Annotated in this window: 17 protein-coding genes; 10 read left to right on the top strand and 7 right to left on the bottom strand. The window is 71.7% G+C overall.

Features of this window, described 5'->3' with window-relative positions; all coding sequences use genetic code 11:
- Positions 1-162: 162 nt before the first annotated feature.
- Positions 163-1,602: an RICIN domain-containing protein gene (locus ABT129_RS28215; protein ID WP_351907230.1), complete on the bottom strand. Its 1,440-nt coding sequence runs from the start codon at positions 1,600-1,602 to the stop codon at positions 163-165.
- A 433-nt stretch (positions 1,603-2,035) separates the two neighbouring features.
- On the opposite strand from ABT129_RS28215, the gene ABT129_RS28210 reads away from it, so the two are divergent.
- The gene (locus tag ABT129_RS28210) at positions 2,036-3,031 is read left to right on the top strand and encodes a LacI family DNA-binding transcriptional regulator (RefSeq protein WP_351907293.1); all 996 of its coding nucleotides are present in this window, start codon (positions 2,036-2,038) and stop codon (positions 3,029-3,031) included.
- Between the two features lie 71 nt (positions 3,032-3,102).
- Here the strand turns inward: ABT129_RS28210 and ABT129_RS28205 are convergent, their stop codons facing one another.
- Positions 3,103-4,101, bottom strand: a complete 999-nt coding sequence (locus ABT129_RS28205) for a LacI family DNA-binding transcriptional regulator (protein ID WP_351907228.1) — start codon at positions 4,099-4,101, stop codon at positions 3,103-3,105.
- Between the two features lie 283 nt (positions 4,102-4,384).
- On the opposite strand from ABT129_RS28205, the gene ABT129_RS28200 reads away from it, so the two are divergent.
- The 4 genes from ABT129_RS28200 to ABT129_RS28185 all read left to right on the top strand — a co-directional run bounded on the left by ABT129_RS28200 (position 4,385) and on the right by ABT129_RS28185 (position 9,654).
- Complete coding sequence (locus ABT129_RS28200; protein WP_351907226.1) at positions 4,385-5,323, top strand: carbohydrate ABC transporter permease; 939 nt, start codon at positions 4,385-4,387, stop codon at positions 5,321-5,323.
- A 15-nt stretch (positions 5,324-5,338) separates the two neighbouring features.
- Entirely contained in the window at positions 5,339-6,301 is a 963-nt protein-coding gene (locus ABT129_RS28195) for a carbohydrate ABC transporter permease (protein WP_502981945.1), read from the top strand.
- A gap of 115 nt (positions 6,302-6,416) precedes the next feature.
- Entirely contained in the window at positions 6,417-7,757 is a 1,341-nt protein-coding gene (locus tag ABT129_RS28190) for an ABC transporter substrate-binding protein (RefSeq protein ID WP_351907222.1), read from the top strand.
- Between the two features lie 145 nt (positions 7,758-7,902).
- Positions 7,903-9,654, top strand: coding sequence for a glycoside hydrolase family 35 protein (locus ABT129_RS28185; RefSeq protein ID WP_351907220.1), 1,752 nt, complete (start codon positions 7,903-7,905; stop codon positions 9,652-9,654).
- 57 nt (positions 9,655-9,711) lie between these two features.
- On the opposite strand, the gene ABT129_RS28180 is transcribed toward ABT129_RS28185, so the two are convergent.
- Positions 9,712-10,962, bottom strand: a complete 1,251-nt coding sequence (locus ABT129_RS28180) for an ROK family protein (protein WP_502981944.1) — start codon at positions 10,960-10,962, stop codon at positions 9,712-9,714.
- Positions 10,963-11,103: 141 nt separating this feature from the next.
- On the opposite strand from ABT129_RS28180, the gene ABT129_RS28175 reads away from it, so the two are divergent.
- The 5 genes from ABT129_RS28175 to dgoD are packed head-to-tail and all read left to right on the top strand — an operon-like array spanning position 11,104 to position 15,620.
- Positions 11,104-12,081, top strand: coding sequence for an SMP-30/gluconolactonase/LRE family protein (locus ABT129_RS28175; RefSeq protein WP_351907216.1), 978 nt, complete (start codon positions 11,104-11,106; stop codon positions 12,079-12,081).
- Complete coding sequence (locus ABT129_RS28170) at positions 12,078-12,704, top strand: bifunctional 4-hydroxy-2-oxoglutarate aldolase/2-dehydro-3-deoxy-phosphogluconate aldolase (protein ID WP_351907214.1); 627 nt, start codon at positions 12,078-12,080, stop codon at positions 12,702-12,704. Before ABT129_RS28175 ends, ABT129_RS28170 begins: the two co-directional genes overlap by 4 nt.
- Entirely contained in the window at positions 12,701-13,678 is a 978-nt protein-coding gene (locus tag ABT129_RS28165) for a sugar kinase (RefSeq protein WP_351907212.1), read from the top strand. Before ABT129_RS28170 ends, ABT129_RS28165 begins: the two co-directional genes overlap by 4 nt.
- Before the next feature lie 47 nt (positions 13,679-13,725).
- Positions 13,726-14,478: an SDR family NAD(P)-dependent oxidoreductase gene (locus ABT129_RS28160; RefSeq protein WP_351907210.1), complete on the top strand. Its 753-nt coding sequence runs from the start codon at positions 13,726-13,728 to the stop codon at positions 14,476-14,478.
- The gene (dgoD, locus tag ABT129_RS28155) at positions 14,475-15,620 is read left to right on the top strand and encodes a galactonate dehydratase (protein WP_351907208.1); all 1,146 of its coding nucleotides are present in this window, start codon (positions 14,475-14,477) and stop codon (positions 15,618-15,620) included. Before ABT129_RS28160 ends, dgoD begins: the two co-directional genes overlap by 4 nt.
- 82 nt (positions 15,621-15,702) lie before the next feature.
- Here the strand turns inward: dgoD and ABT129_RS28150 are convergent, their stop codons facing one another.
- From ABT129_RS28150 to ABT129_RS28135, 4 genes are all read right to left on the bottom strand, one after another.
- Positions 15,703-16,731, bottom strand: a complete 1,029-nt coding sequence (locus tag ABT129_RS28150) for an ABC transporter permease (protein WP_351907206.1) — start codon at positions 16,729-16,731, stop codon at positions 15,703-15,705.
- The gene (locus ABT129_RS28145; RefSeq protein ID WP_351907204.1) at positions 16,728-18,332 is read right to left on the bottom strand and encodes a sugar ABC transporter ATP-binding protein; all 1,605 of its coding nucleotides are present in this window, start codon (positions 18,330-18,332) and stop codon (positions 16,728-16,730) included. The genes ABT129_RS28150 and ABT129_RS28145 overlap by 4 nt, the downstream gene beginning before the upstream one ends.
- A 139-nt stretch (positions 18,333-18,471) precedes the next feature.
- Positions 18,472-19,524 carry a substrate-binding domain-containing protein gene (locus ABT129_RS28140; RefSeq protein ID WP_351907202.1) on the bottom strand — a complete coding sequence of 351 codons (1,053 nt, stop codon included), beginning with the start codon at positions 19,522-19,524 and terminating at the stop codon, positions 18,472-18,474.
- A gap of 461 nt (positions 19,525-19,985) precedes the next feature.
- On the bottom strand, positions 19,986-21,521 hold the full coding sequence (locus tag ABT129_RS28135) for a hypothetical protein (protein WP_351907200.1): 1,536 nt from the start codon (positions 21,519-21,521) through the stop codon (positions 19,986-19,988).
- Positions 21,522-21,897 lie beyond the last annotated feature (376 nt).

The raw sequence follows: 21,897 nt of genomic DNA, 5'->3' as shown, positions 1-21,897 counted from the left end.
GGGTGGTGCGGTCGTGGGTAGGCCACGGTCCTAGAGGGGGCCGGTCGTGGGTGGGCCGGTCGCAGAGGGGCCGGTCGCGGCCGAGTTGTGCCGGACGGCCGGTCGTGGATGGGGCGGGCCCCGACGTGGGGGCGGGGCCCGCCCGGGTGGTCCGGACGGCGGTCAGGCGGCCGTACGGAGCCACTTCTGGTTGGTGCCGCCGTTGCAGCTCCACTGGATCAGCGGCGTTCCGTCGCTCGTCGAGGTGTTGACGACGTCGAGGCACTTGCCGCTCCGTACGGCAGCCAGCTGAACGCTGTTGCCCGAGCCCGTCACCCTCCACTGCTGGGCGGCCGTGCCGTCGCAGGAGTACTGGGCGATGGCGGCGCCGTCGGCGGTCGAGCCGTCCCGCGCGGCGAGGCACTTGCCGCTGTAGCGGGCCACGATCTGCACCCGGCCGCTGCCGGCGGACTTGAGCCAGAACTGCTGGTTGACGGCGTTGCCGCAGCCCCACTGGATGAGGGCGGCGCCGTCGGCGGTGGAACGGTCGGCCACGTCGGCGCACTTGCCGCTGTGCGAGGCGGTCAGCGTCTCCCAGGTGCCGAGGCCTTGCACCGTACCGGTGGCCGTGTTCACCGTGATCTGCGGGTGGTAGTCCATGGTCATGGTGGTCTTGGTGGGGAACTTCAGCGGGAGCCAGACGTACTGGGAGTCCTGGACCATGCCGCCCATGGAGTTGCCCCAGCGGTCGCCCATGTAGAGGTACGAGGTGCCGGAGGTGCCCTGCACCGGCAGGACGTAAGCGGTCTGGGAGCCGTAGGTGTTCCAGTCGCCGATGTCCCTCAGGTCGCTCCAGGTGCCGGTGACGCTGGTGGCGGTGGCGTACTTCTGCTGGTTCGGCGCCCAGCCGGTGGCGCCGGAGGTCAGCAGGAAGTAGACGCCGTCCCGTTTGAACATCGCGGGGGCCTCCCGCCACCGTCCGGCCCACAGCTTCTGCACTTGCGCCGCGATGCCGGTGTAGTCGGAGGTGAGGCGGTAGACGTGCAGGTCGGCGTTCTCGTTGGCGGCCGAGATCATGTAGCCGGTGCCGTCGGTGTCGACGAACGTGGTGATGTCACGGGACATATGGCCGAGCGGGCGGAAACTGCCCCGCCAGGAGTAGTCGCCGTCCACGGTCGAGGAGACCGCGACCGCGGCCCGCGCCTCGGAGTAGTCGGTGGCGCTGCCCTCCTTGTGCATCCACATGACGAACTGGCCGGTCGACGCGTTGTATACGACCTTGGGGCGTTCGATGTTGGCGCCCACGAGCTCCGGGTCCGTCGCCTGGGTCAGCACGTGGTTGCGGAACTCCCAGGTCTTCAAGTCCGTCGAGCGGTACGCCGAGACGTAGCGGAAGCTGTTGTCGGCGTTGCGGTTCTCACCGAACCAGTAGTAGTACTCCCCGACCTTGACGACCCCGCCACCGTGGGCATGAACGGGGTTGCCGGCCGGATCGGTGAAACGTGTGGCATTGGTGACGGTCACGGCCGCCGCGTGGGCGGTGCCGGCGGCGCCGAGGAGGGAGAGGAGGACGGCACAGAGCGCGGTGAGCACCATGGCCGTTCCCGAGGATGTGCGTCGCATGATCGCGTACCTCGTGGTCTGAGAGGGGGGATGGAGTGTCTGGTGGGGCGGATGGGGCAGGCGCGCGCACACCTCCGGTGCGGAGGTATCTGTGGATGGAGCGGCCCTGTGGGGCCGCGTGCCGGACGGAGGGCGGCCACCGGGTGGGTCCGGGGTCGCCGACGCTAGGTGTCCGTCGCGTGACGAGGAAGTGTCGCCCCGTCATGTTTACGTTAACGCGACCGCCTGGGACGAGAGTTTGGGAAGCGTGCCAGGGGGTGTCAAGGATTCGGACAGGATCCGCCGGAAATTGACCGGGCGGTATGTTTACGCCAACATACGGAGGACCCCTCCGTGTGGGCGGGTCTCGAAGTCTTCCGACGGAAGGTCACGCATGGCGACGGACAACAGAACACGGTCGCCCCGCTTCCGGCCGGCCCGTCAGTGGCCGTCCATGGCGGACGTCGCCACACTGGCGGGCGTCTCCTCGCAGACGGTCTCCCGGGTGGCGAACAACCGGCAGAACGTGGACTCCGCCACCCGGGAGAAAGTGCTCTCCGCCATGCAGACGCTCGGCTACCGCCCCAACACGGCGGCCCGCGCCCTGGTCACCGGCCGGTTCGGAGCACTGGGCGTGGTCAGTTTCGACGTGGGCGCGCACGGCAACGCCCGTACGCTCGGCGCGATCGCCGACGCCGCGCGCGAGGCCGACTTCTCCGTGAACTTCATGGGCGTACGGGCCCAGACCGAGGCCGCCGTGCGCCACGCGTTCCAGCATCTGATGCTGCAGTCCGTCGACGGCATCGTGCTGATCGAGTCGCAGATGCTCGACACCCCGTCACTCCGCCTGCCGCCGTCCATGCCGGTGGTCGTCGCCGACGGCGACACGGGCCACGAGTACCCCCACGTCGACTTCGACCAGGCCCACGGCTCCCGCGGCGTGGTGTCCCACCTGCTCGGCCTCGGCCACCGCACGGTCTGGCACCTCGCCGGCCCGCCCGACTCGTTCGCCGCGCGCCGGCGCGCCGAGGCCTGGCGCCGGACCCTGACGGAGGCGGGCGCGGCCGTCCCGCCGGTGGCGTACGGGGACTGGTCGGCGCGGTCCGGCTACCGGGCCGGCCTCGACCTCGCCCGGCGGCCGGAGGTGACGGCCGTCTTCGCCGCGAACGACCAGATGGCGATGGGTCTGATGCGCGCGCTGCACGAGTCGGGCAAGAGCGTGCCCCGGGACGTCAGCGTGGCCGGTTTCGACGACATCGCCGAGGCCGCCTACCTCCATCCGCCGCTGACGACCGTGCACCAGGACTTCGAGGTCGTCGGCAAGCACTGCGTCACGCTGCTGCTCGACCAGATCGAGGGCCGGACGGACGGGCCGCGGCGCAGGGCGGTGGAACCCGTCCTCGTGGTGCGTTCGAGCACGGCTCCGCCGCGGCCGGGCGCCATGGCCTGAGGCCGGCCCCAAGCCCTCTCCTGTCGGCAGATCCTCCCGCTGTCGTCCCCGTGCTCCCGGACGCGTCGACCTCAGCGCTCCCGTCCCCGTGCACCGGGGCCCGCCGTGCTGCTCCGTTCCACCAGGGTGGTCGGCACGAGCCGCACCCCCGTCACCGTCTCGCCAGCCAGCTCCCGCAGGACGGCCTCGACGCACAGCGCTCCGACCTGGGCGAAGTCCTGCCGCACGGTCGTCAGGGGCGGGATGAAGGAGGCCGCCTCGGAGATGTCGTCGAAGCCGACGACGCTGACGTCCCCGGGGACGCGCACGCCCCGCTCGTGGAAGGCCCGCAGCACGCCGAGGGCCATCTGGTCGTTGGCCACGAACACCGCTGTGCAGCTTGTCTCGTCGGCGAGCCGCAGCCCGGCCTCGTATCCCGACTCGGGGGTCCAGTCCCCGCGCAGCAGGGGCGGCACCGCACGTCCCTCCTCGCGTAGCACCGCCTCCCACGCCTCGGCCCGGCGCCCCGAGGCGAAGGACTCCTCGGGCCCCGCGACGTGCCACACCGTGCCGTGGCCCAGATCGAGCAGATGGCGCACCGCGGCGCGGGCACCCTGCCGCTGGTCCGTGTCCACCACCGGGAAGCGTTCCGTCGCGTCGGAGTCCACCACGACCACCTTGACGTGCGGCGGCAGGGTGAGGGCGGCGGCATCGAGCAGGTGGACCTCCATGATCAGCACGACGGCGTCGACCGCCAGTTCGTCGAGACGGCTGAAAGCTCCCTTGACGTGATCCCGTGTGGGCGCGTCGAGGGGGATGAGGGTGACCGCGTAGCCGGCGCCGGCCGCCGAGCGGACGATGGCGTCCAGCGTCCGGACGTTGCCCGTGCTGGCGAGTCCCATGGTGATGACGCCGATGGCCCGGAACTCGCCGCGCTTGAGAGCGCGGGCCGCGCTGTTGGGCCGGTACCCCAGCTCCTTCATCGCGTCGAGGACCTTCTTGCGGGTGGCCTCGACGACGGCCGTGTCGCCGTTGGAGACCCGGGAGACCGTCTGCGAGGAGACCCCCGCTCGCTGGGCCACGTCCGCCATGGACACACGGCGCGACCCGGTGCGCGACCCCCGCCGGCCACCCCTCCCGACCGCCCCCGACCCTTCGGTCCCGTTCTGCTCGGTCACCCGATTCCCTCTCATTCGCCGCTACTTCGTGCTTGACGGCCCCCAACGGGAGTGTCACCATCACGCTACCGATGATTACGTAAACATTTCTCGTCGGCCGGCCCTTCCGCAGGACCGGTTCTCGGCCACAGGCCGCCCTGATCCACTTCGCTCCCCGTCTCCGGACCGCTCGGTCACCGACGCTAGGACCCAAGCCATGACGCTCCTGTCGACGCGTGCTGCGGCAGCGCCACCGCCCCGCCCACGAGCCCGCTTCCGCCTCCGCCTCCGCCTTCGCAGGGAGGCCCTCGTGGGCTGGGGGTTCGCCGGCCCGTTCGTCGCGGTCTTCGGCCTCGTCTTCCTCGCGCCGATCGGGTACGCCGGATACCTGAGCCTGTTCCGGGACCGGCTCGTCGGCGGCACTTCCTTCGTCGGTCTCGACAACTACGGCGAGGCCCTCACGGACCCCCGCTTCTGGGACGGCCTGACACGGGTCGGCCTCTTCCTGCTGGTCCAGGTGCCGGTCATGCTGGGCATCGCGCTCGTCGCCGCCCTCGCGATCGACAGCGGCCGGCTCTACGGCAAGACCTTCTTCCGCGTCTCGATCTTCCTGCCGTACGCCGTGCCCGCCGTCGTCGCCAGCCTCATCTGGGGCTTCATGTACGGCAACCAGTTCGGCCTGGTCGGCAACATCAACGACGCGCTCGGCGTCACCCTCCCCGACCCGCTCTCCCCCTCCCTGGTCCTCGCCTCGATCGGCAACATCGTCACCTGGGAGTTCGTCGGCTACAACATGCTGATCTTCTACTCCGCCCTCAAGGTCGTCCCCCGCTCGCTCTACGAGGCGGCGGCGATCGACGGCGCCGGGGAGTGGCGCATCGTGACCTCGGTGAAGCTGCCGGCCATCCGCAGCGCGCTGGTCATCGCCACGATCTTCTCGATCATCGGCAGCTTCCAGCTCTTCAACGAGCCGAGCATCCTGCAGAAGCTCGCCCCCAACGCCATCACCAGCGACTTCACCCCCAACCTCTACACGTACTCGCTGTCCTTCTCGGGCCAGCAGCACAACTACGCGGCGACCGTGGCGATCGTGATGGGCGTGATCACCGCGATCATCGCCTACGCGGTCCAGCTGCGCGGCATGCGGAAGGGCTGAGCCATGACCACCTCCATGACCACCGCGGCCACCGAGTCCGCCGCCTCTCCCGAGGAACCGCGGCCCGGCGGCGCCCCGCACCGCGCCCGTTCCACCACGGCCGGACGCCGCGGGCGGCGCCCGCACACTCCGCTCGACCCCCGCCCCAGCATCCCGCTGACCCTCGTCACCGGACTGGTCCTCGTCTACACCCTGCTCCCGCTCGCCTGGCTGGTCATCAACGCCACCAAGAGCAAGAAGGGGCTGCTCGACTCCTTCGGACTGTGGTTCGCCGAGGACTTCGACCTGTGGGACAACATCACCCGCACGGTCACCTACGACGACGGCGTCTTCGTCCGCTGGCTGCTCAACACCCTGCTGTACGTCGTCGCCGGCGCGGGCGGCGCCACGGTCCTCGCCGTCCTCGGCGGATACGCCCTCGCGAAGTACGACTTCCCCGGCCGCAAGGCGGTCTTCGCGGTCGTCATCGGCGCCGTGGCCGTCCCCGGCACCGCCCTGGCGGTGCCCACCTTCCTGATGTTCAGCAACATGGGCCTGACGAACACCCCCTGGGCCGTCATCATCCCCTCCCTCATCTCCCCCTTCGGCCTCTATCTCATGTGGGTCTTCGCCGCCGAGGCCGTCCCCACCGAACTCCTGGAGGCCGCCCGCATCGACGGCTCCGGCGAGCTGCGCACCTTCTTCACGATCGCGCTGCCGCTGCTCGTGCCGGGCACCGTCACCGTGCTGCTGTTCTCCATGGTCGCGACCTGGAACAACTACTTCCTGCCGCTGATCATGATCAAGGACCCCGACTGGTACCCCCTGACCCTCGGCCTCAACGCCTGGAACGCCCAGGCACAGACGGCCGGCGGCGAGGCCGTCTTCGACCTCATCGTCACCGGTTCCCTGCTGACGATCGTCCCGATCGTGGCCGTCTTCCTGCTGCTCCAGCGGTACTGGCAGTCCGGCCTGGCCGCCGGCGGCGTCAAGGAATGACCGCCCTCACCCGACCTCCCTTCCCCCGATCCGCCACCTCCCGATCCCCCTCCTCCCGATCCGTCCCCTCCCGGAAGTCCCTCCCCACCCGCACCATCGACCAGGAGCACCTCCCATGCGTACGCACACCACCCGCAGACTGCTCGGCGCGCTCGCCGTACTCGCCACGCTCACGCTGACCGCCACGGCCTGCGGCTCCGACGCCCCGGACGACGCCGGCTCCGGCGGCGCCCCGAAGGACATCGAAGCCGCGCTCCAGAAGGGCGGGAAGGTGACGGTGTGGGCCTGGGAGCCCACGCTCAAGAAGGTGGCGGAGGACTTCGAGAAGAAGTACCCCCAGGTCGACGTCGAACTGGTCAACGCGGGCACCGGCGACAAGCAGTACACCGCCCTGCAGAACGCGCTGGCGGCCGGCTCCGGCGCTCCCGACGTGGCACAGGTCGAGTACTACGCCCTCGGCCAGTTCACCATAGGCAAGTCCGTCGAGGACCTCGCCCCCTACGGCGCCCTCAAGCACACCACGAGGTTCACCTCCGGCCCCTGGAACGCGGTCACCGACGACAAGGCCATCCACGCCCTGCCCATGGACTCCGGTCCCATGGCGTTCTTCTACAACAAGAAGGTCTTCGACAAGCACGGCATCGCAGTGCCGACCACCTGGGACGAGTACGTGGAGGCGGCCCGCGCCCTCCACAAGGCCGACCCGAAGGTCTTCATCACCAACGACACCGGCGACGCCGGCGCCACGACCAGTCTCATCTGGCAGGCCGGCGGCCGTCCCTACCGGACCGACGGCACCAGCGTCACCCTGAACTTCGACGACGAGGGCAGCCGGAAGTACACCGCCACCTGGCAGAGGCTCCTCGACGAGAAGCTGGTCGCGCCGATCAGCTCCTGGAGCGACGCCTGGTACAAGGGCCTGGCCGACGGCTCCCTCGCCACCCTCTCCATCGGGGCCTGGATGCCGGCCAACCTCACCTCCGGAGTCCCCTCCGCCTCAGGCGACTGGCGGGTCGCCCCGCTGCCGCAGTGGACGAAGGGCGACAGGACGAGCGCCGAGAACGGCGGCAGCTCGCTCGCCGTGCCGAAGGCCGCCAAGAACAAGGAACTCGCCTACGCCTTCACCGAGTTCGCCACCACCGGCGCCGGTGCCACCACCCGCGTCGCCGCCGGATCCTTCCCCGCCACCCGCGCCGACCTGGAGTCGAAGGCGTTCCTCGACACGAAGTTCCCGTACTTCGGCGGCCAGCAGGCCAACCGGATCTTCGCCGAGTCCGCCCGCAACGTCGGCGAGGACTGGTCCTACCTGCCCTTCCAGGTGTACGCGAACTCGATCTTCAACGACACGGTCGGCAAGGCGTACGTCTCCCCGACGAAGCTCTCCGAGGGCCTGAAGGCCTGGCAGGAGGCCGGCGTCAAGTACGGCAACGCCCAGGGCTTCACCGTCAACAAGTAGTCCGGTGGCCGCGGGGCGGAGCCGTGCCGCGCCTCCGCCCCGCGCGCTCGCGGACAGGGCTTGCCACAGCCTTGATGTTTGCGCAAACATTGCCGTAGCGGCGTCCCCACCCGCACCACCCTTCACGTACAGGAGCAAGCAGCCCATGCCCGTTCTCCAGACAGACAAGGCCGGATTCCTGCTCGACGGCCGCCCCTTCCGCTTCCTGTCCGGCGGGCTGCACTACTTCCGGGTCCACCCCGAGCAGTGGCGGGACCGGCTCCGCAAGGCCCGGCTCATGGGGCTCAACACCGTCGAGACCTACGTCCCCTGGAACCTCCACCAGCCGCGCCCCGACCGCTTCGTCCTCGACGGCGCCCTCGACCTGCCCCGCTTCCTCGAACTCGCCGCCGCCGAGGGACTGCACGTGCTGCTGCGCCCCGGTCCGTACATCTGCGCGGAGTGGGAGGGCGGCGGCCTGCCCTCGTGGCTGCTCGCCGAGCCGGACATACGGCTGCGCTCCCGCGACCCCCGGTTCCTGGCGGCGGTGGACGACTTCTTCGGCCGTCTGCTCCCCCCGCTCCGGCCGCACCTCGCCCCGCGGGGCGGCCCGGTCCTCGCCGTACAGGTGGAGAACGAGTACGGCGCCCACGGCGACGACACCGCCTATCTGGAGCACATCGCCGACTCGCTGCGCGCCCACGGGGTCGACGTGCCCCTCTTCACCTGCGACCAGCCGGCCGACCTGGAGCGCGGCGCCCTGCCCGGCGTCCTCGCCACCGCCAACTTCGGCAGCCGCTCGGCCCACCACCTGGCCGCACTGCGCGCGCGGCGCCCCGAAGGGCCGCTGATGACCACCGAGTTCTGGATCGGCTGGTTCGACCGCTGGGGTGCCCACCACGTGGTCCGCGACCCCGACCGGGCCGCCCGTGAACTCGACGAACTCCTCGCCACCGGCGCCTCGGTGAACTTCTACATGTTCCACGGCGGCACCAACTTCGGCTTCACCAACGGCGCCAACGACAAGCACACCTACCGGCCCACCGTCACCTCCTACGACTACGACGCCCCGCTCGACGAGGCCGGCGACCCGACGGAGAAGTACACCGCCTTCCGTGACGTCATCGCCAAGTACGCCCCCGTCCCGAGCGACCCCGTCCCCGCGCCGGGCGCCAAACTGGCCGTTCCCGGGGTCGCGTTGACGGAGCGCGCCGAGCTGCTGCCGAACGCGGCCGCGCTGGCGCAGGGGATACGCTCCCGCCGGCCGCTGACCATGGAGGAGCTGGAGCAGGACTTCGGCTTCGTCCTGTACGAGACCGTCCTTCCCCTGCCGGGCCCCGCCCTCCTGGAGATCGAGCAGGTCCGCGACCGGGCCCAGGTCTTCGTCGACGGGCAGCCGGTGGGCGTCCTGGAGCGCGAGAACCACGAGCACGCCCTCGCCTTCTCGGTCCCCCGGTCCGGCAGCACGCTCTCGGTCCTGGTGGAGAACCAGGGCCGGGTGAACTACGGGCAGGGCATCCACGACCGCAAGGGGCTGCTCGGCGCGGTCCTCCTCGACGGCGCCGAGCTCGCGGGCTGGACCAGCCGCCCGCTTCCGCTCACCACCCTGGAGGACGTCCCCTTCACGGCCGGCACGGCGACGCCCGTCGGCCCGGCCTTCCACCGGGGCACGTTCGAGGTCACCGAGCCGGCCGACACGTTCCTGTACCTCGACGGCTGGACCAAGGGCAACGCCTGGGTCAACGGCTTCCCGCTCGGCCGCTACTGGTCCCGCGGTCCGCAGCGGTCGCTGTACGTCCCCGCCCCCGTTCTGCGCGCCGGTACGAACGAGGTCGTCGTCCTGGAACTCCACGCCGGCCACCGGGCCCGTACCGTCGACTTCCTCGACACCGCCGACCTCGGCCCCACCGAGGAGTAGGGGCGCCCCCTGAAGGCCGGGACCTCCGGGGGGCGGGCGCCCGGCCCTCCGGCTCCTTCAGGACGCCGCCCGGCTCCGGGCGGCGCGGCGTCCGGCCTTCACCGACCCGAAGGTCTCCCGGTCGTCGAGGAACCCCTCCAGGGCGAACGTCGCGGCGCCCAGGGCCACCGGGTTGTCCGGGACGGTGCTCAGTCTCAGCTCCGCCGCGCGCAGGGACTGGGGCAGGGCATGGTCCGCCGCGGCCTCCCGGGTCCGCGACAGGAGGCGCTCGCCCAGCCGTTCCGCCGTCGGCCCGCCGATCACCAGGGTCTGCGGATTGAAGAGGTTGAGCAGGTTGGCCACCGCCGCGCCCAGATAGCGCGCGGTCCGCGCGACCGCCTCGACGGCCACCGGGTCCCCCGCGGCCGCCGCGCGGGCCAGGACGTCGACCGCCTCCGTCTCGTCCCCCTCGCGCAACAGCGCGCCCTCCGGGTCCAGTTCCCGCACCGTCCGGGCGACGCCGGCCGTACTCACGTACGCCTCGACGCACCCCTTCTTCCCGCAGCGGCACTCCCGCCCGTCCAGGACGAGGCAGGTGTGCCCCCACTCCCCCGCGCTGTTGGTGGCGCCCCGGTACAGCGTCCCGCCGACCGCGATGCCCGCGCCCACGCCGCCGCGCAGGGTCACCACGACCAGGTCGTCGACGTCCCGGCCCGCGCCGAACCACATCTCGGCGACCGTGGCGGCCTTCAGCGGGTTGTCCAGGTAGAGGGGCATCGCCAGCCGTTCGGCGAGCAGGGCGCGCAGCGGGACCTCCCGCCAGGACCAGTACGGCGAGAAGACGGACACGCCCCCCTCCCGCTCGACCGGTCCGGGCACGCTGACGCCCACTCCGAGCACCCGGGACGGCGGGGTGCCCGAGGCCGCCAGCAGGTGCTCGACGGCGGTCACGATCGCGTCCACGACGTCGGCGGGCCGGACCCGCTCCCCGGACAGGGGGAGCTCGACGTCGCCCAGGACCCTCAGCTCCAGGTCGAACAGCTGGGCCTGGACGGCCGTTTCGGCGACATCGACGCCGAGCAGGGCACCGCGACCGGCGTTGACCGCGAGGCGGGCGCGCGGACGTCCGCCACCGGAGTCCTCGTGGCCGGCTTCCACGAGCACGTCGGCCTCGATGAGTTCCGCGACGAGATTGGCCACGGTGGCGAAGGACAGGCCGGTGGCCGCGGCGATGTCCTGCCGGCTCGCCTCGCCGGGCGCGGCGTACACACGGCGCAGGGCGTCGAACCGATTGCTGCGGCGGATGTCCTGGGCGGTCCGCTTGACCATCGGCCGCGTCCTCCTGATCGGGTGCGTGAGCGTGCGTGGGTGCACGCGCCCGACCTTATTCCATACATTGGAGGAAGAGTATTTACAGGGGTTAGACGAACTCCTAGAGTCACAGGGCGGGACCTGAGAAGGAGCAACGACATGCGATGGAACGCAGTCCCCTGCGCCCCCGAGCCGGGACTACTCTCCGAAGGGCCGGTCTGGGACCGGCACCGACAAGAACTCCTCTGGGTGGACATCACGGCGGGCCTCGTCCACCGCGGCGGCCTCGTGGAGCGGGCCGACGGAAGCGGGCTGCCCGACGTGGCCCCGCTGGTCACCCTCAGCCTGGACCGGCCCGTGGGGGCCGTGGCGCCCCGTGCCTCCGGCGGCATGATCGCGGCCGCCGGTACGGACTTCCTGAACGTCACGGAAGCGGGTGGCCACTCCCGGCTGGCCGTGCCGGCGGTCGCCGACGACGGGGTGCGCCGGCGCATGAACGACGCCAAGTGCGACCCCCGGGGCCGTCTGCTCGCCGGGACCATGGCCTACGACCTCACCGAGGGCGCGGGCTCCCTGTACCGCCTGGACCCGGACGGCACGGTCGCCACCCTGCTCGACTCGGTGACCATCTCCAACGGCCTGGGCTGGAGCCCGGACGGGAGGCTGCTCTACTTCGCCGACAGCCCGACGCGCCGCGTCGACGTCTTCGACTACGACGCCTCCACGGGCACCCTCTCCGGCCGACGCCCCTTCGCCCGGTTCGGCGAGGGCGAGGAGCCGGACGGCCTCGCCGTGGACACCGAGGGCCGGGTCTGGGTCGCGGTCTGGGGAGCGGGCGAAGTACGCGCGTTCACCCCCGAAGGCGAGCCGTACGCCGTCGTGGAGGTCCCGGCCGCCCACGTCTCCAGCTGCGCCTTCGCCGGGCCCGACCTCGACGTCCTGGTGATCACCACCGCCACCGAGGGGCGCACCCCCGAGCAGCTGCGCGACGAGCCGGACGCCGGGCGCCTCTTCGTCTGCCGCCCGGGCGCCACGGGCCTGCCCGTACCCCCGTTCGCGGACGGCCCCGCGCCCTCGGCCGGCGCCGCACCCGCTTCCGACACCACCGCCCCCGACCATCAGGGACCCCTGTCATGACCGAACTGATCGACGCCCTCACCACGACGCCGGTGATCGCCATCCTCCGCTCCGCATCGCCCCGGCACTTCCCGGACGTCGCCGACGCCCTCCACGCATCCGGCGTACGGGCCGTGGAGTTCACCCTCACCACCCCCGGCGTCCTGGACGCACTGCGCGAGTACGCCGCCGCCAAACCCGACGGACTGGCACTCGGCGCCGGCACGGTCGTCACCCCGGCCGACGCGCGGCGGGCCGTCGAGGCGGGCGCCACGTACCTGATCACGCCCGCGACCTGTCTCGACGTCGTCGCCGAAGCGCGGCGGCTCGGGGTTCCGGTGCTTCCCGGCGCGTTCACCCCGAGCGAGATCCTCTCCGTGTGGCAGGCAGGCGCCACCATGGTGAAGTTGTTCCCCGCCTCGGTCGGGGGACCGGAATACCTACGCGCCGTGCGGGCGCCCCTCGGATCGGTCCCCCTCGTGCCGACGGGCGGGATCTCACTGGACCGCGCTCCCGCCTACCTCGCGGCCGGTGCCACCGCCCTCGGCATGGGCGGTCCCCTGGTGGGCGACGCCTGCGAGGGCGGGAGCCTGGACGCCCTGCGCGAACGGGCCGCCACCCTCCTGCACGGGATCCGCTCGTGACGGCGCGCACCGGCCCGTCCGCCGCCCCGGGCACGCCGGCCCTGGTCACGCTCGGCGAGGCGATGATCGTCGCCGCCGCGACCGACCCCGGCCCCCTCGCCCACGGGGCACCGCTGCGCCTCACCTTCGCGGGGGCGGAGGCCACCGTCGCGATCGGCGTGCGCCGGCTCGGCCACACCACCTCCTGGACCGGCCGGGTGGGCACCGACGCAGGCGGCACGATGATCCTCGACGGCCTGCGGGCCGCCGACGTCGACGTGACCCGCGCCGTCGAGGACGACGGCGCTCCGACCGGACTGATGCTGCGGGAACGCCGTACCGGCAACCACACCCGCGTCGTGTACTACCGCCGCGGGATGGCCGGCTCGCGCCTCGCGCCGGGGGACGTCGACGAGCGGCTCGTCGCCGGGGCACGGATCCTGCACGTCACCGGCATCACGCCCGCGCTCGGCGACGCCCCCCGGGCGGCGGTTCGGCACGCCGTCGAGACCGCCCGGGCGGCCGGCGTCACGGTCTCCCTGGACCTCAACTACCGCTCCCTGCTGTGGTCCCGCGAGGAGGCCGCCACCGAACTCGCCCACCTCGTAGCCCGGTCCGACATCGTCTTCGCCGGCCCGGAGGAGGCCGCGCTCCTCGTTCCCGGGGCGGAGCCGGCCGCCATGGCCGAAGCGCTGCTGCGCCTCGGCCCGCGGGAGGCCGTGCTCAAGCTCGGGTCGCGCGGCGCCCTTGCCGCCACCCGTGACGGAACCGTCCGCCAGGACGTCGTCCCCGTCACGCCCGTCGACCCCATCGGGGCCGGCGACTCCTTCGTCGCCGGATACCTCGCGGCCCTGCTCGACGGCGCGCCGCCGCGCGACCGGCTGCGGACCGGTGCCGTGTGCGGGGCGTTCACCGTCGCCGTACGCGGCGACTGGGAGGGCCTGCCCCGGCGCGCCGAACTCGGCCTCCTCCACGGCGAGGACGTCACCCGCTGACCGGGCCGCCCTCCCCCGTCCCCCGACACCCACACAGGAGCATCGTCATGAACCGTTTCCACGGGAGGACCGCCGTGGTCACCGGCGCGTCCTCCGGCATCGGCGCGGCCGTCGCCGTCCGCCTGGCCGCAGAAGGGGCGTCCGTCGTCCTCGCCGACATCGCCGAGGAGGCCGGCGCGGAGCTCGCGGAGAGGATCCGCGTCGTCGGCGGGCGCGCCGCGTTCGTGCGCTGCGACGTCTCCGACGAGAAGGACTGGGACGCGCTGCGCGAGCGTACGCACGCGCTGTTCGGTCCCGTCGGCATCGTCCACAGCAACGCGTTCACGCACCGGGACGCCGCCGCGCACGATCTGACCGCCGCGGAGTGGAACCGCGAGATGTCCGTCAACCTCACGGCGGTCTACTTCGCGGTCCGCGCCTTCGTCGAGGACCTGCGCGCCGCGCGCGGCTCCTTCGTCGCCACGTCCAGCGTGCACGCGCTGTTCGGCCTGCCCGGCTACCCGGCGTACGCGGCGGCCAAGGGCGGCATGTGCGCGCTCGTCCGCCAGCTCGCCGTCGAGTACGGGCCCGACGTGCGCTTCAACTCCGTTCTCCCGGGCCCCATCCTCACCGAGACCTGGGACGGCGTGGCGGAGGACGACCTCGAACTGTCCGCGCGCGCGACCGCCCTCTCCCGGCTCGGCCGCCCCGAGGAAGTGGCCGCCGCCGTCGCCTTCCTGGCCTCCGAGGAGGCCTCGTACATCACCGGAACGAGCCTGGCCGTGGACGGCGGCTGGACCGTGAAGAAGGAGTCCAAGTGAAGATCACCTCCCTGCGCACCTACCTGGTCGCCCCCCGCTGGTGCTTCCTGCGCGTCGACACCGACGAGGGCGTCACCGGCTGGGGCGAGCCGGTCGTCGAGGGCCGCGCGCACACCGTGGCCGCCGCCGTCGACGAGCTCTCCGACTACCTCGTCGGCAAGGACCCCCTGCGGATCGAGGACCACTGGCAGGTCCTCACCAAGGGCGGCTTCTACCGGGGCGGCCCGGTGCTCTCCAGCGCGGTGGCCGGCATCGACCAGGCGCTGTGGGACATCGCCGGCAAGGCCCTGGGCGTTCCGGTGTGGCAGCTGCTCGGCGGCAACGTCCGCGACCGGATAAGGGTGTACAGCTGGATCGGGGGCGACCGCCCGACCGACGTCGCCGAGGCGGCGGCCGCGCGCCGCGACGAGGGCTTCACCGCGATCAAGATGAACGCCTCGGCGCAGCTGCGGCTCATCGACACACCGAACGCCGTGCACGACATCGTCGCGCGGGTGGCGAGCGTCCGCGAGCGGGTGGGCGACGACTTCGACATCGCCGTGGACTTCCACGGCCGACTCACGCTCCCGATGGCCCGGCGGGTCGTGCCGCTCCTGGAGGAATACCTGCCGTTCTTCGTCGAGGAGCCGGTGGTGCCCGAGCTGAGCGACCGCATCGGCGACGTCGTCCGGTCCACGAGCGTTCCAATCGCGACCGGTGAACGCCTCTACTCCCGCTGGGACTTCAAGAAGGTCCTGGAGTCGGGGGTGGCGGTCGCCCAGCCCGACCTCTCCCACGCCGGGGGGATCTCGGAGGTACGGCGGATCGCGGCCATGGCGGAGGCGTACGACGTCTCGCTGGCCCCGCACTGCCCGCTCGGGCCCATCGCGCTCGCGGCCTGCCTCCAGGTGGGGTTCGCCACTCCCAACCTGCTGATCCAGGAGCAGAGCCTGGGCATCCACTACAACGAGGGCTCCGACCTGCTCGACTACCTCGTGGACCCGTCGGTCTTCCGCTACGACGACGGTCACGTCGGGCTCCTCACCGCTCCGGGGCTGGGCATCGAGATCGACGAGAAGGCCGTGGAGCGCGCCGCGGAGACCGGTCACCGCTGGCGCAACCCGGTGTGGCGGCGCGACGACGGCTCGCAGGCCGAGTGGTGACGTGTACGTTCCGCTCGTTGTACGGGTGAGGCCCGCCCCCTCGGAAGGGGGCGGGCCTCACCCGTACAGCCAGCGGAGCAGGTCAGTGGGGAAGTCCGACGGCCCGTTCGCCGTTGCGGCGCTGCTGGATCACCACCGCGGCCACGAGCAGGGCGCCCTGGGCGACGTTCTGCCAGAACGTGTTGATGCCCTCGACCGTCAGGCCGTTCTCCAGGGCGCCGAGGAGGGCGACGGCGAGCAGGGTGCCGCCGACCCCTCCCTTGCCTCCCTTGAGGGCGCAGCCGCCGAGCGCGGCGGCGGTGATGGCCTTGAGTTCCAGGCCCTCGCTGCCGGAGACGGGCTGGCCGGAGCCGGTGCGGGCGGTGAGCAGGATGCCCGCGACGGCGGCGACGACGCCGATGAGGGCGTAGACCGCCACGAGGTACTTGTTGATGTTGATGCCGGCCAGTCGGGCGGCGGTGTCGTTGCCGCCGATCGCGTAGAGGTTGCGGCCGATGTCGGTGTACCTGAGCATCACGTGCACGGCGAGCGCGACGACGATGAGGATCCAGATCATCACCGGCAGGCCGGCGATCTTGCCGCGGCCGAGGAACACGAAGACCGGGTCGTTGAGGACGTAGCCCTGAGCGCGCCCGTCGGAGACCAACTGGGCGACGCCCTTGTACGCGGCGAGCCCGGCGAGGGTGGCGATGGTCGGATTGACCCGCCCGTAGACGATGGCCACGCCGTTCACGACGCCGACGAGGGCCCCGACGAGCAGTGCGGCCCCCATGCCGAGGTACGGGTCGGAGCCGGCCGACGTGAAGGCCATCGCGCTGACCACGGACGCGAGGCCCGCCTGCGAGCCGACCGAGATGTCCAGGCCGCCGCAGATGATGACGACGGTCTGGACGATGGCGAGGAGACCCGTGATCGTCACGGCTTCGCCGATGACCTGGATGTTGGCCCAGCTCAGGTAGTTCTCGTTAAGGGCGCCGAACAGCCCGAGCACCACGACGAGCGCACCGATGAGGCTGAGGTTCTGCCCGCCGAGGGCGACCAGCGGCGAACGCCCGCGGGCCGTCGAGGGGTCCTTCCCGGTCTCGGCCGGGGAGGTGGTGGCGGTGGTCATCGGGGGCCTCCATGGGCGGAGTCGGTACGGGGCGGTGCGGCGGCCGGGGTGACGGGAGCTTCGGCCGTGGCCAGGTCCTCGGCCATGGCCAGGTTGAGGATCGATTCCTCGGTCGCCTCGGCGCGGGCGAGTTCGCCGGTGATGCGACCGCTCTGCATCACCACGACGCGGTCGGCGAGTCCGAGCACCTCGGGGAGCTCGGAGGAGATCACGAGCAGGGCGACGCCGTCCCGCGCGAGGTCGGCGATGATCCGGTAGATCTCCGCCTTGGCGCCGATGTCGATGCCCCGGGTGGGTTCGTCGAGGATCAGGACCTTCGGCCGGCGCAGCAGCCACCGGGCGAGGACGACCTTCTGCTGGTTGCCGCCGGACAGCTTGCGCACCTCGTGCTCGATGGACGGGGTGCGCACCCTGAGCCGGTCGGAGAATTCCTGGGCGACGGCCCTCTCCCGTCCGCTGCGGACGAAGCGCATCCGGCGCAGGCGCTCCAGGCTGACCAGGGAGGTGTTGTCGCGGACGGAGCGCTGCAGGAAGAGGGCCTGGGCCTTGCGCTCCTCGGGGGCCAGACCGATGCCGGCCCGGATGGCGTCCTTGGGACTGCGCAGCCGCAGGGGCCGGCCGTTCAGGGTGATCCGTCCGGCGCGCAGGGGGCGGTCGCCGGCGAGCGCGAGTCCCAGCTCCGAGCGTCCGGCGCCCATCAGCCCGGCGAGGGCGACGACCTCTCCGGCCCTGACGCGGAGGCTGATGTCGGTGACGTCGTCGGTGGTGACGCCGTCCAGTTCGAGGACGACCTCGTCCCGGGCGACGTCCTGCCGTACGAACAGCGAGGAGAGGTCGCGGCCGACCATCATCCGCACGACCTCGCTCTCGGTGGTCCGCGCGGCGTCGAGGACTCCGGCGGAGGCGCCGTCGCGGAGCACCGCGATCCGGTCCGCGAGCCGGAAGATCTCCTTCATGCGGTGGGAGACGTAGACGATCGCGATGCCCTGGGCGCGCAGTCGGCCGATCAGGGCGAACAGGGCCTCGGCCTCGTTCTCCGCGAGCGAGGAGGTCGGCTCGTCGAAGGCGATGACCTTGGCCTCGCCGGTGAGGGCCCGCAGGATCTCCACCAACTGCCGCTGGGCGGGGGTCAGTCGGGATCCGAGCTGATCGGGGTCGATGACCTTCTCGAAGCCGAGCCGTGCCAGGTCGGCGGTGATCCTGCGGCGCAGCTCGGCGCGGTCCAGACGTCGGCCGGCCTTACGGGGGAGGGATCCGGCGTAGACGTTCTCCGCCACGGAGACGTGCGGGATGATCTCCGGCTCCTGCGGGATGATGCGGATCCCGGCCCTGCGCGCGTCCTGCGGCGAGGCGAACGAGACCGGCGCCCCGTCGAGGAGAACGCGTCCTTCGGTGGGCTGGTGGTCGCCGGTGAGGATCTTCAGCAGCGTGGACTTGCCCGCGCCGTTCTCGCCCATGAGGGCGGTGACCTGTCCCGGGGGAAAGGCCAGGGTGACGCCGCCGAGGGCTTGGACGGTGCCGAAGCGCTTGGTGATGTTCTCGACGGCGACACCGGCACCTGGGGTCGCCGTCGTGGAGGGTGGGGTGCCGGGTGTGGTCATGGTGGCCTCACGTGCTGGAGGGATGGGGGCGGAGCGCCGGGCGGCGGGGACCCCGCCGGTACGGCGATGCGGCGGGCGGCCGGGAGAGCCGGTGCGGCGGGCGGGACGGGCCGCCGCACCGGCGCTTGGGGGCCGCGGCTCAGCCGCAGGTGACTCCGGCGGACTTCCAGGTGGAGGCGTCGACCATCGTGGTCGGGGCGAAGGCCTCCTTGGGGAAGGCCTTGCCGTTCTTGAGCTTGTCGTACATGGTCTGCACGGCCAGGGCGCCGACGTCCTCGCCGTTGATGAACAGCGCGGCCTTCATGCCGGACGGCTTGCCGGAGCTCCAGTTCTTGCAGGCCAGGTAGGCGCCGAGGCCCACGCCGATGACGTCGTCGGCCTTGAAGCCGGCGTTCTCGAGCGCGGTCACCCCGCCCTGGACGTTCTCGTCGTTGCAGCCCCAGACCACCCAGTGCTTGACGCCCGGGTTGGCGGTGACGGTGGCCGCGATCTTGTCCTGTGCGCCGGTGGGGCTGTTGTCGGTGGGGACGTCGATGTTCCGCACCGTGGCTCCGGAGTCGGCGGCGAAGGCCTCCTTGGCGGCCTTGACGCGGTCGGCGCAGACGGTCACGTCCTGCTTCCAGGCGGAGAGGGTACGGGTCTCCGCGGGGTTCCAGCCCGCCTTCCTGAACTCGGCGGCGGCGCGCTTGCCGACCTCGCCGCCCATCTGGGCGCCGCTGAAGCCGATCCGGGGCACCAGTGCGTCGGCCGGGCAGGAGGACGGGTCCGGGCCGGTCGTACAGATCTGGTCGTCCGAGGTGAGGAGGGCGACCTTGGCGTCCTTGGCGATCTGGGCGACCTGGGGCCCGACGGCCGGGTCGGGGACGACGACGATCAGGCCGTCGCTCTTCTGCGAGATCGCCGACTGGGCCTCGCTGATGGTCTTGTTCGCGTCGTTGCCGAGGTTGACGACCTTCAGGTCGATGCCGAGTTCGTCCGCCTTGGCCTGGGCGCCGGCCGCCTCGCCGACGAAGTACTCCTGGTCGCCCTGCTTCTGAAGGTAGGTCAGGGATATCTTGCCGTCGACCTTGGCGACTTCTCCCCCGCCCGGGCCGGCCGTCTGCTGGCCACTGGAGCAGGAGGTCAGCGCGAGCACGGAGGCCAGGCCCAGGACGACCGCCGCCACCGGCCGCCTGTTGTATTCAGTGAACATGTCATTCCCCTTGCTGGGACGGGCCGCGCGTGGTCGGCCGGCGGGACACAGGATCAGATGAACTCGCGGGGGATCGCGGGGTGGAGGGAACGACGGTTCCGCCCCTGTCCGACGACGGCGCGAGAGCGGACGACCGGGCACTTCAGAGCGACGAAGTCACCACAGTCGATCGCGAATCAACTCGATGCACCACAGAAAATCGCCGTTTCCATCAAAAGTCAACAGCGCGTCATGATGGCTCGGGTTCGATACGCCACCGTTACCCGGCCAGGATGCGCGACTGGGCACGCCAGTTGCTCGCGCCGAGACAATCACTGGTGCGTACATCAAGATGTTGAAAAATGTTGGACTTGCTTCGAGGTGACGGGGCCCTCAGGGTCATGCCACGCCGGTCCGGGTGCGTTCCCGGCCCTTGTGCGGCCGGCCGGTCACTCCCGTTGCGCCGCAGCCGACGGACAAGCTCAGGCGGGGCGGCCCGCCGTGGAAAGGGCGGGGTCGGTCGGCTCGATGGCCAGGTAACTCTCCGCCGTGGCGGCTTCGAGAAGCGGGGGCTTGTCGGGATCGTCCACGCGTACGGCAGGAAGTGGGCCCGTGAGCCAGCTGTCCTCCGGGTGTTCCTCAGCCAGCCGGAAGGCCGCGCCGACCGCCTCACGAACGCGCGCCCCGTACCGCTGCTCCTGCTCGTCGTGGGCTTGTCGAGCCCGACGCGCGTACTGCTCGCGGGCCTCGTCGTCCTCCTGGTCCTGACCCGAACCGGGGCCGTTCAGGCGGGGGACGTCGGCGAAGGCCACGGTGTCGGGCATGTCGGTCTGCTGGAAGTGGAGGGCCGCACACGCGGCGTAGAGGCGGCGGGAGAGACCGAGGTGGATGCCGGTGCCGGGGACGCGGGCGGCGATGAACGCGGTGGCGTCCGTGTGCGACGCCAGGCTCCCCTCGGTGTCCACCCGCTGTGCGCGCAGCCGACGGCGCAGGCCAGTGGTGGATTCGTCGTGTTCCAGCAGCGTCAGGGAACCGGTGGGGTGGCGCCCGCGCTCCGTACGATCGCGGCGCATCGGAACGACGCGCCGCTGCTCCACGACCCCGAAGGCCAAGGCCCGGTACGTCAGGAGATGCTGCCGGGTGACGGCCATCAGGGCCTCGGGGTCGTCTGCGACGTGATCCTCCGCGTCGCCTCGCGGACCGGCCGGGGAGGCTCCGGTCAGCGGGCCGCCGTGGGGGTGGGCCGTATGCAGGGCCAGGAACAGGTGGTCGTTCTCCCACGTGCCGGGCGTATTGCCGGGCAGCGACGTGCCGCAGAGAACCTGCCGGTGTGCCATGCCGGACATGAGGGCGCTGCCGCCGTCCAGCTGGATTCTCCCGTTCTTCAGCACGCCGGCGCCGAGTGCGCGGGCTGCCTTCGCCTCGATCAGCCAGGGCAGGCCGGCGGCGTGGTGGTTGCCCCACAGGTCGGGCAGCTTGGCAGCCGGGTCGGTGAAGCCGGGCAGGCCGCCCGGACCTCGGGCCTCGAGGTGCCAGGTGCTCCCCAGACCGGCCATCCCGGCGCAGAGCCAGTGCGCCATCGTCATGCCCAAGTGGTAGCCGAAGGCGGAGTGGGCGCTGCGCTCACTGCCGTACTGGTAGAGAGCGTTCACGAAGAGCCTGCGGCCGGCCGCGGGCGCGGATGCGGGCACGTTCTTGAGCTGGAGGTAGGCCTGGAGGGGGGCGATGCGGGAGATGAGCTCGTTGACGGCGAGCCAGGGGGTGCGGCTCAGCCACGGGCTCAGGTCGCGCCCGACGCCCTTGGCCGCCAGGAGGACCTGACGCCAGGTCGTGGTCGCCAGGTAGGTCCCGTACGAAGGCATGTCGGCCACCCCCGGCCACGGCTGGGTGGCATGCCTCCACAGAGATTCGGAGGGCCGCCGAAGCGAGCTGAAGTCGCGCACGACGACGGGTATGTCCAGGCCATCGGTCGGGTTGAAGGCGAAGTCGGCCGCGTCGCGAGGGGGCTGCATGATCACGCTGCCAGCGTGTCATGGGGCACGGACATCAGTCGCGGATTCGGCCTAGCGGTCGGCGAGGGAAGGCGAGCACCGGTAGATCTGGCCAAGGCGCGCGCATGCGACGACCGCATCCTCTCCGCGTTCCGACACCGGCAGACGGTGCTCGGTTCGGGCTTGCCTGGGGAGGGCGGTGGCTCGGTGGCGGGCGGCGGCGATGCATGCGCTGTCGCCCTCGAACGCGTAGCCGGCGCGCAGGAGGTACCGGTCCGGCCGGGGTGGGTCGCTGCCGTCGCCATCACCGTGGGGTTCCAACCGGCCTCGTCCTCCTTCCCTTCCACGCGGCGCGGTCACCCGCCCGGCCGGCCCCTACGCGATGCGTGGGTGAGCGGTGCGG

The organism is Streptomyces sp. NPDC002057, from assembly GCF_040296665.1.
Lineage (GTDB): Bacteria > Actinomycetota > Actinomycetes > Streptomycetales > Streptomycetaceae > Streptomyces.
The sequence above is the reverse complement of the archived record's forward strand: the minus strand, read 5'-3'. Positions and strand labels throughout refer to the sequence as shown.

Coding starts and splice junctions, on each gene's coding strand:
- ABT129_RS28215 (WP_351907230.1), bottom strand. CDS start 1,602: ATGCGACGCACATCCTCGGGAACGGCCATGGTGCTCACCGCGCTCTGT.
- ABT129_RS28210 (WP_351907293.1), top strand. CDS start 2,036: ATGGCGGACGTCGCCACACTGGCGGGCGTCTCCTCGCAGACGGTCTCC.
- ABT129_RS28205 (WP_351907228.1), bottom strand. CDS start 4,101: ATGGCGGACGTGGCCCAGCGAGCGGGGGTCTCCTCGCAGACGGTCTCC.
- ABT129_RS28200 (WP_351907226.1), top strand. CDS start 4,385: ATGACGCTCCTGTCGACGCGTGCTGCGGCAGCGCCACCGCCCCGCCCA.
- ABT129_RS28195 (WP_502981945.1), top strand. CDS start 5,339: ATGACCACCGCGGCCACCGAGTCCGCCGCCTCTCCCGAGGAACCGCGG.
- ABT129_RS28190 (WP_351907222.1), top strand. CDS start 6,417: ATGCGTACGCACACCACCCGCAGACTGCTCGGCGCGCTCGCCGTACTC.
- ABT129_RS28185 (WP_351907220.1), top strand. CDS start 7,903: ATGCCCGTTCTCCAGACAGACAAGGCCGGATTCCTGCTCGACGGCCGC.
- ABT129_RS28180 (WP_502981944.1), bottom strand. CDS start 10,962: ATGGTCAAGCGGACCGCCCAGGACATCCGCCGCAGCAATCGGTTCGAC.
- ABT129_RS28175 (WP_351907216.1), top strand. CDS start 11,104: ATGCGATGGAACGCAGTCCCCTGCGCCCCCGAGCCGGGACTACTCTCC.
- ABT129_RS28170 (WP_351907214.1), top strand. CDS start 12,078: ATGACCGAACTGATCGACGCCCTCACCACGACGCCGGTGATCGCCATC.
- ABT129_RS28160 (WP_351907210.1), top strand. CDS start 13,726: ATGAACCGTTTCCACGGGAGGACCGCCGTGGTCACCGGCGCGTCCTCC.
- ABT129_RS28150 (WP_351907206.1), bottom strand. CDS start 16,731: ATGACCACCGCCACCACCTCCCCGGCCGAGACCGGGAAGGACCCCTCG.
- ABT129_RS28145 (WP_351907204.1), bottom strand. CDS start 18,332: ATGACCACACCCGGCACCCCACCCTCCACGACGGCGACCCCAGGTGCC.
- ABT129_RS28140 (WP_351907202.1), bottom strand. CDS start 19,524: ATGTTCACTGAATACAACAGGCGGCCGGTGGCGGCGGTCGTCCTGGGC.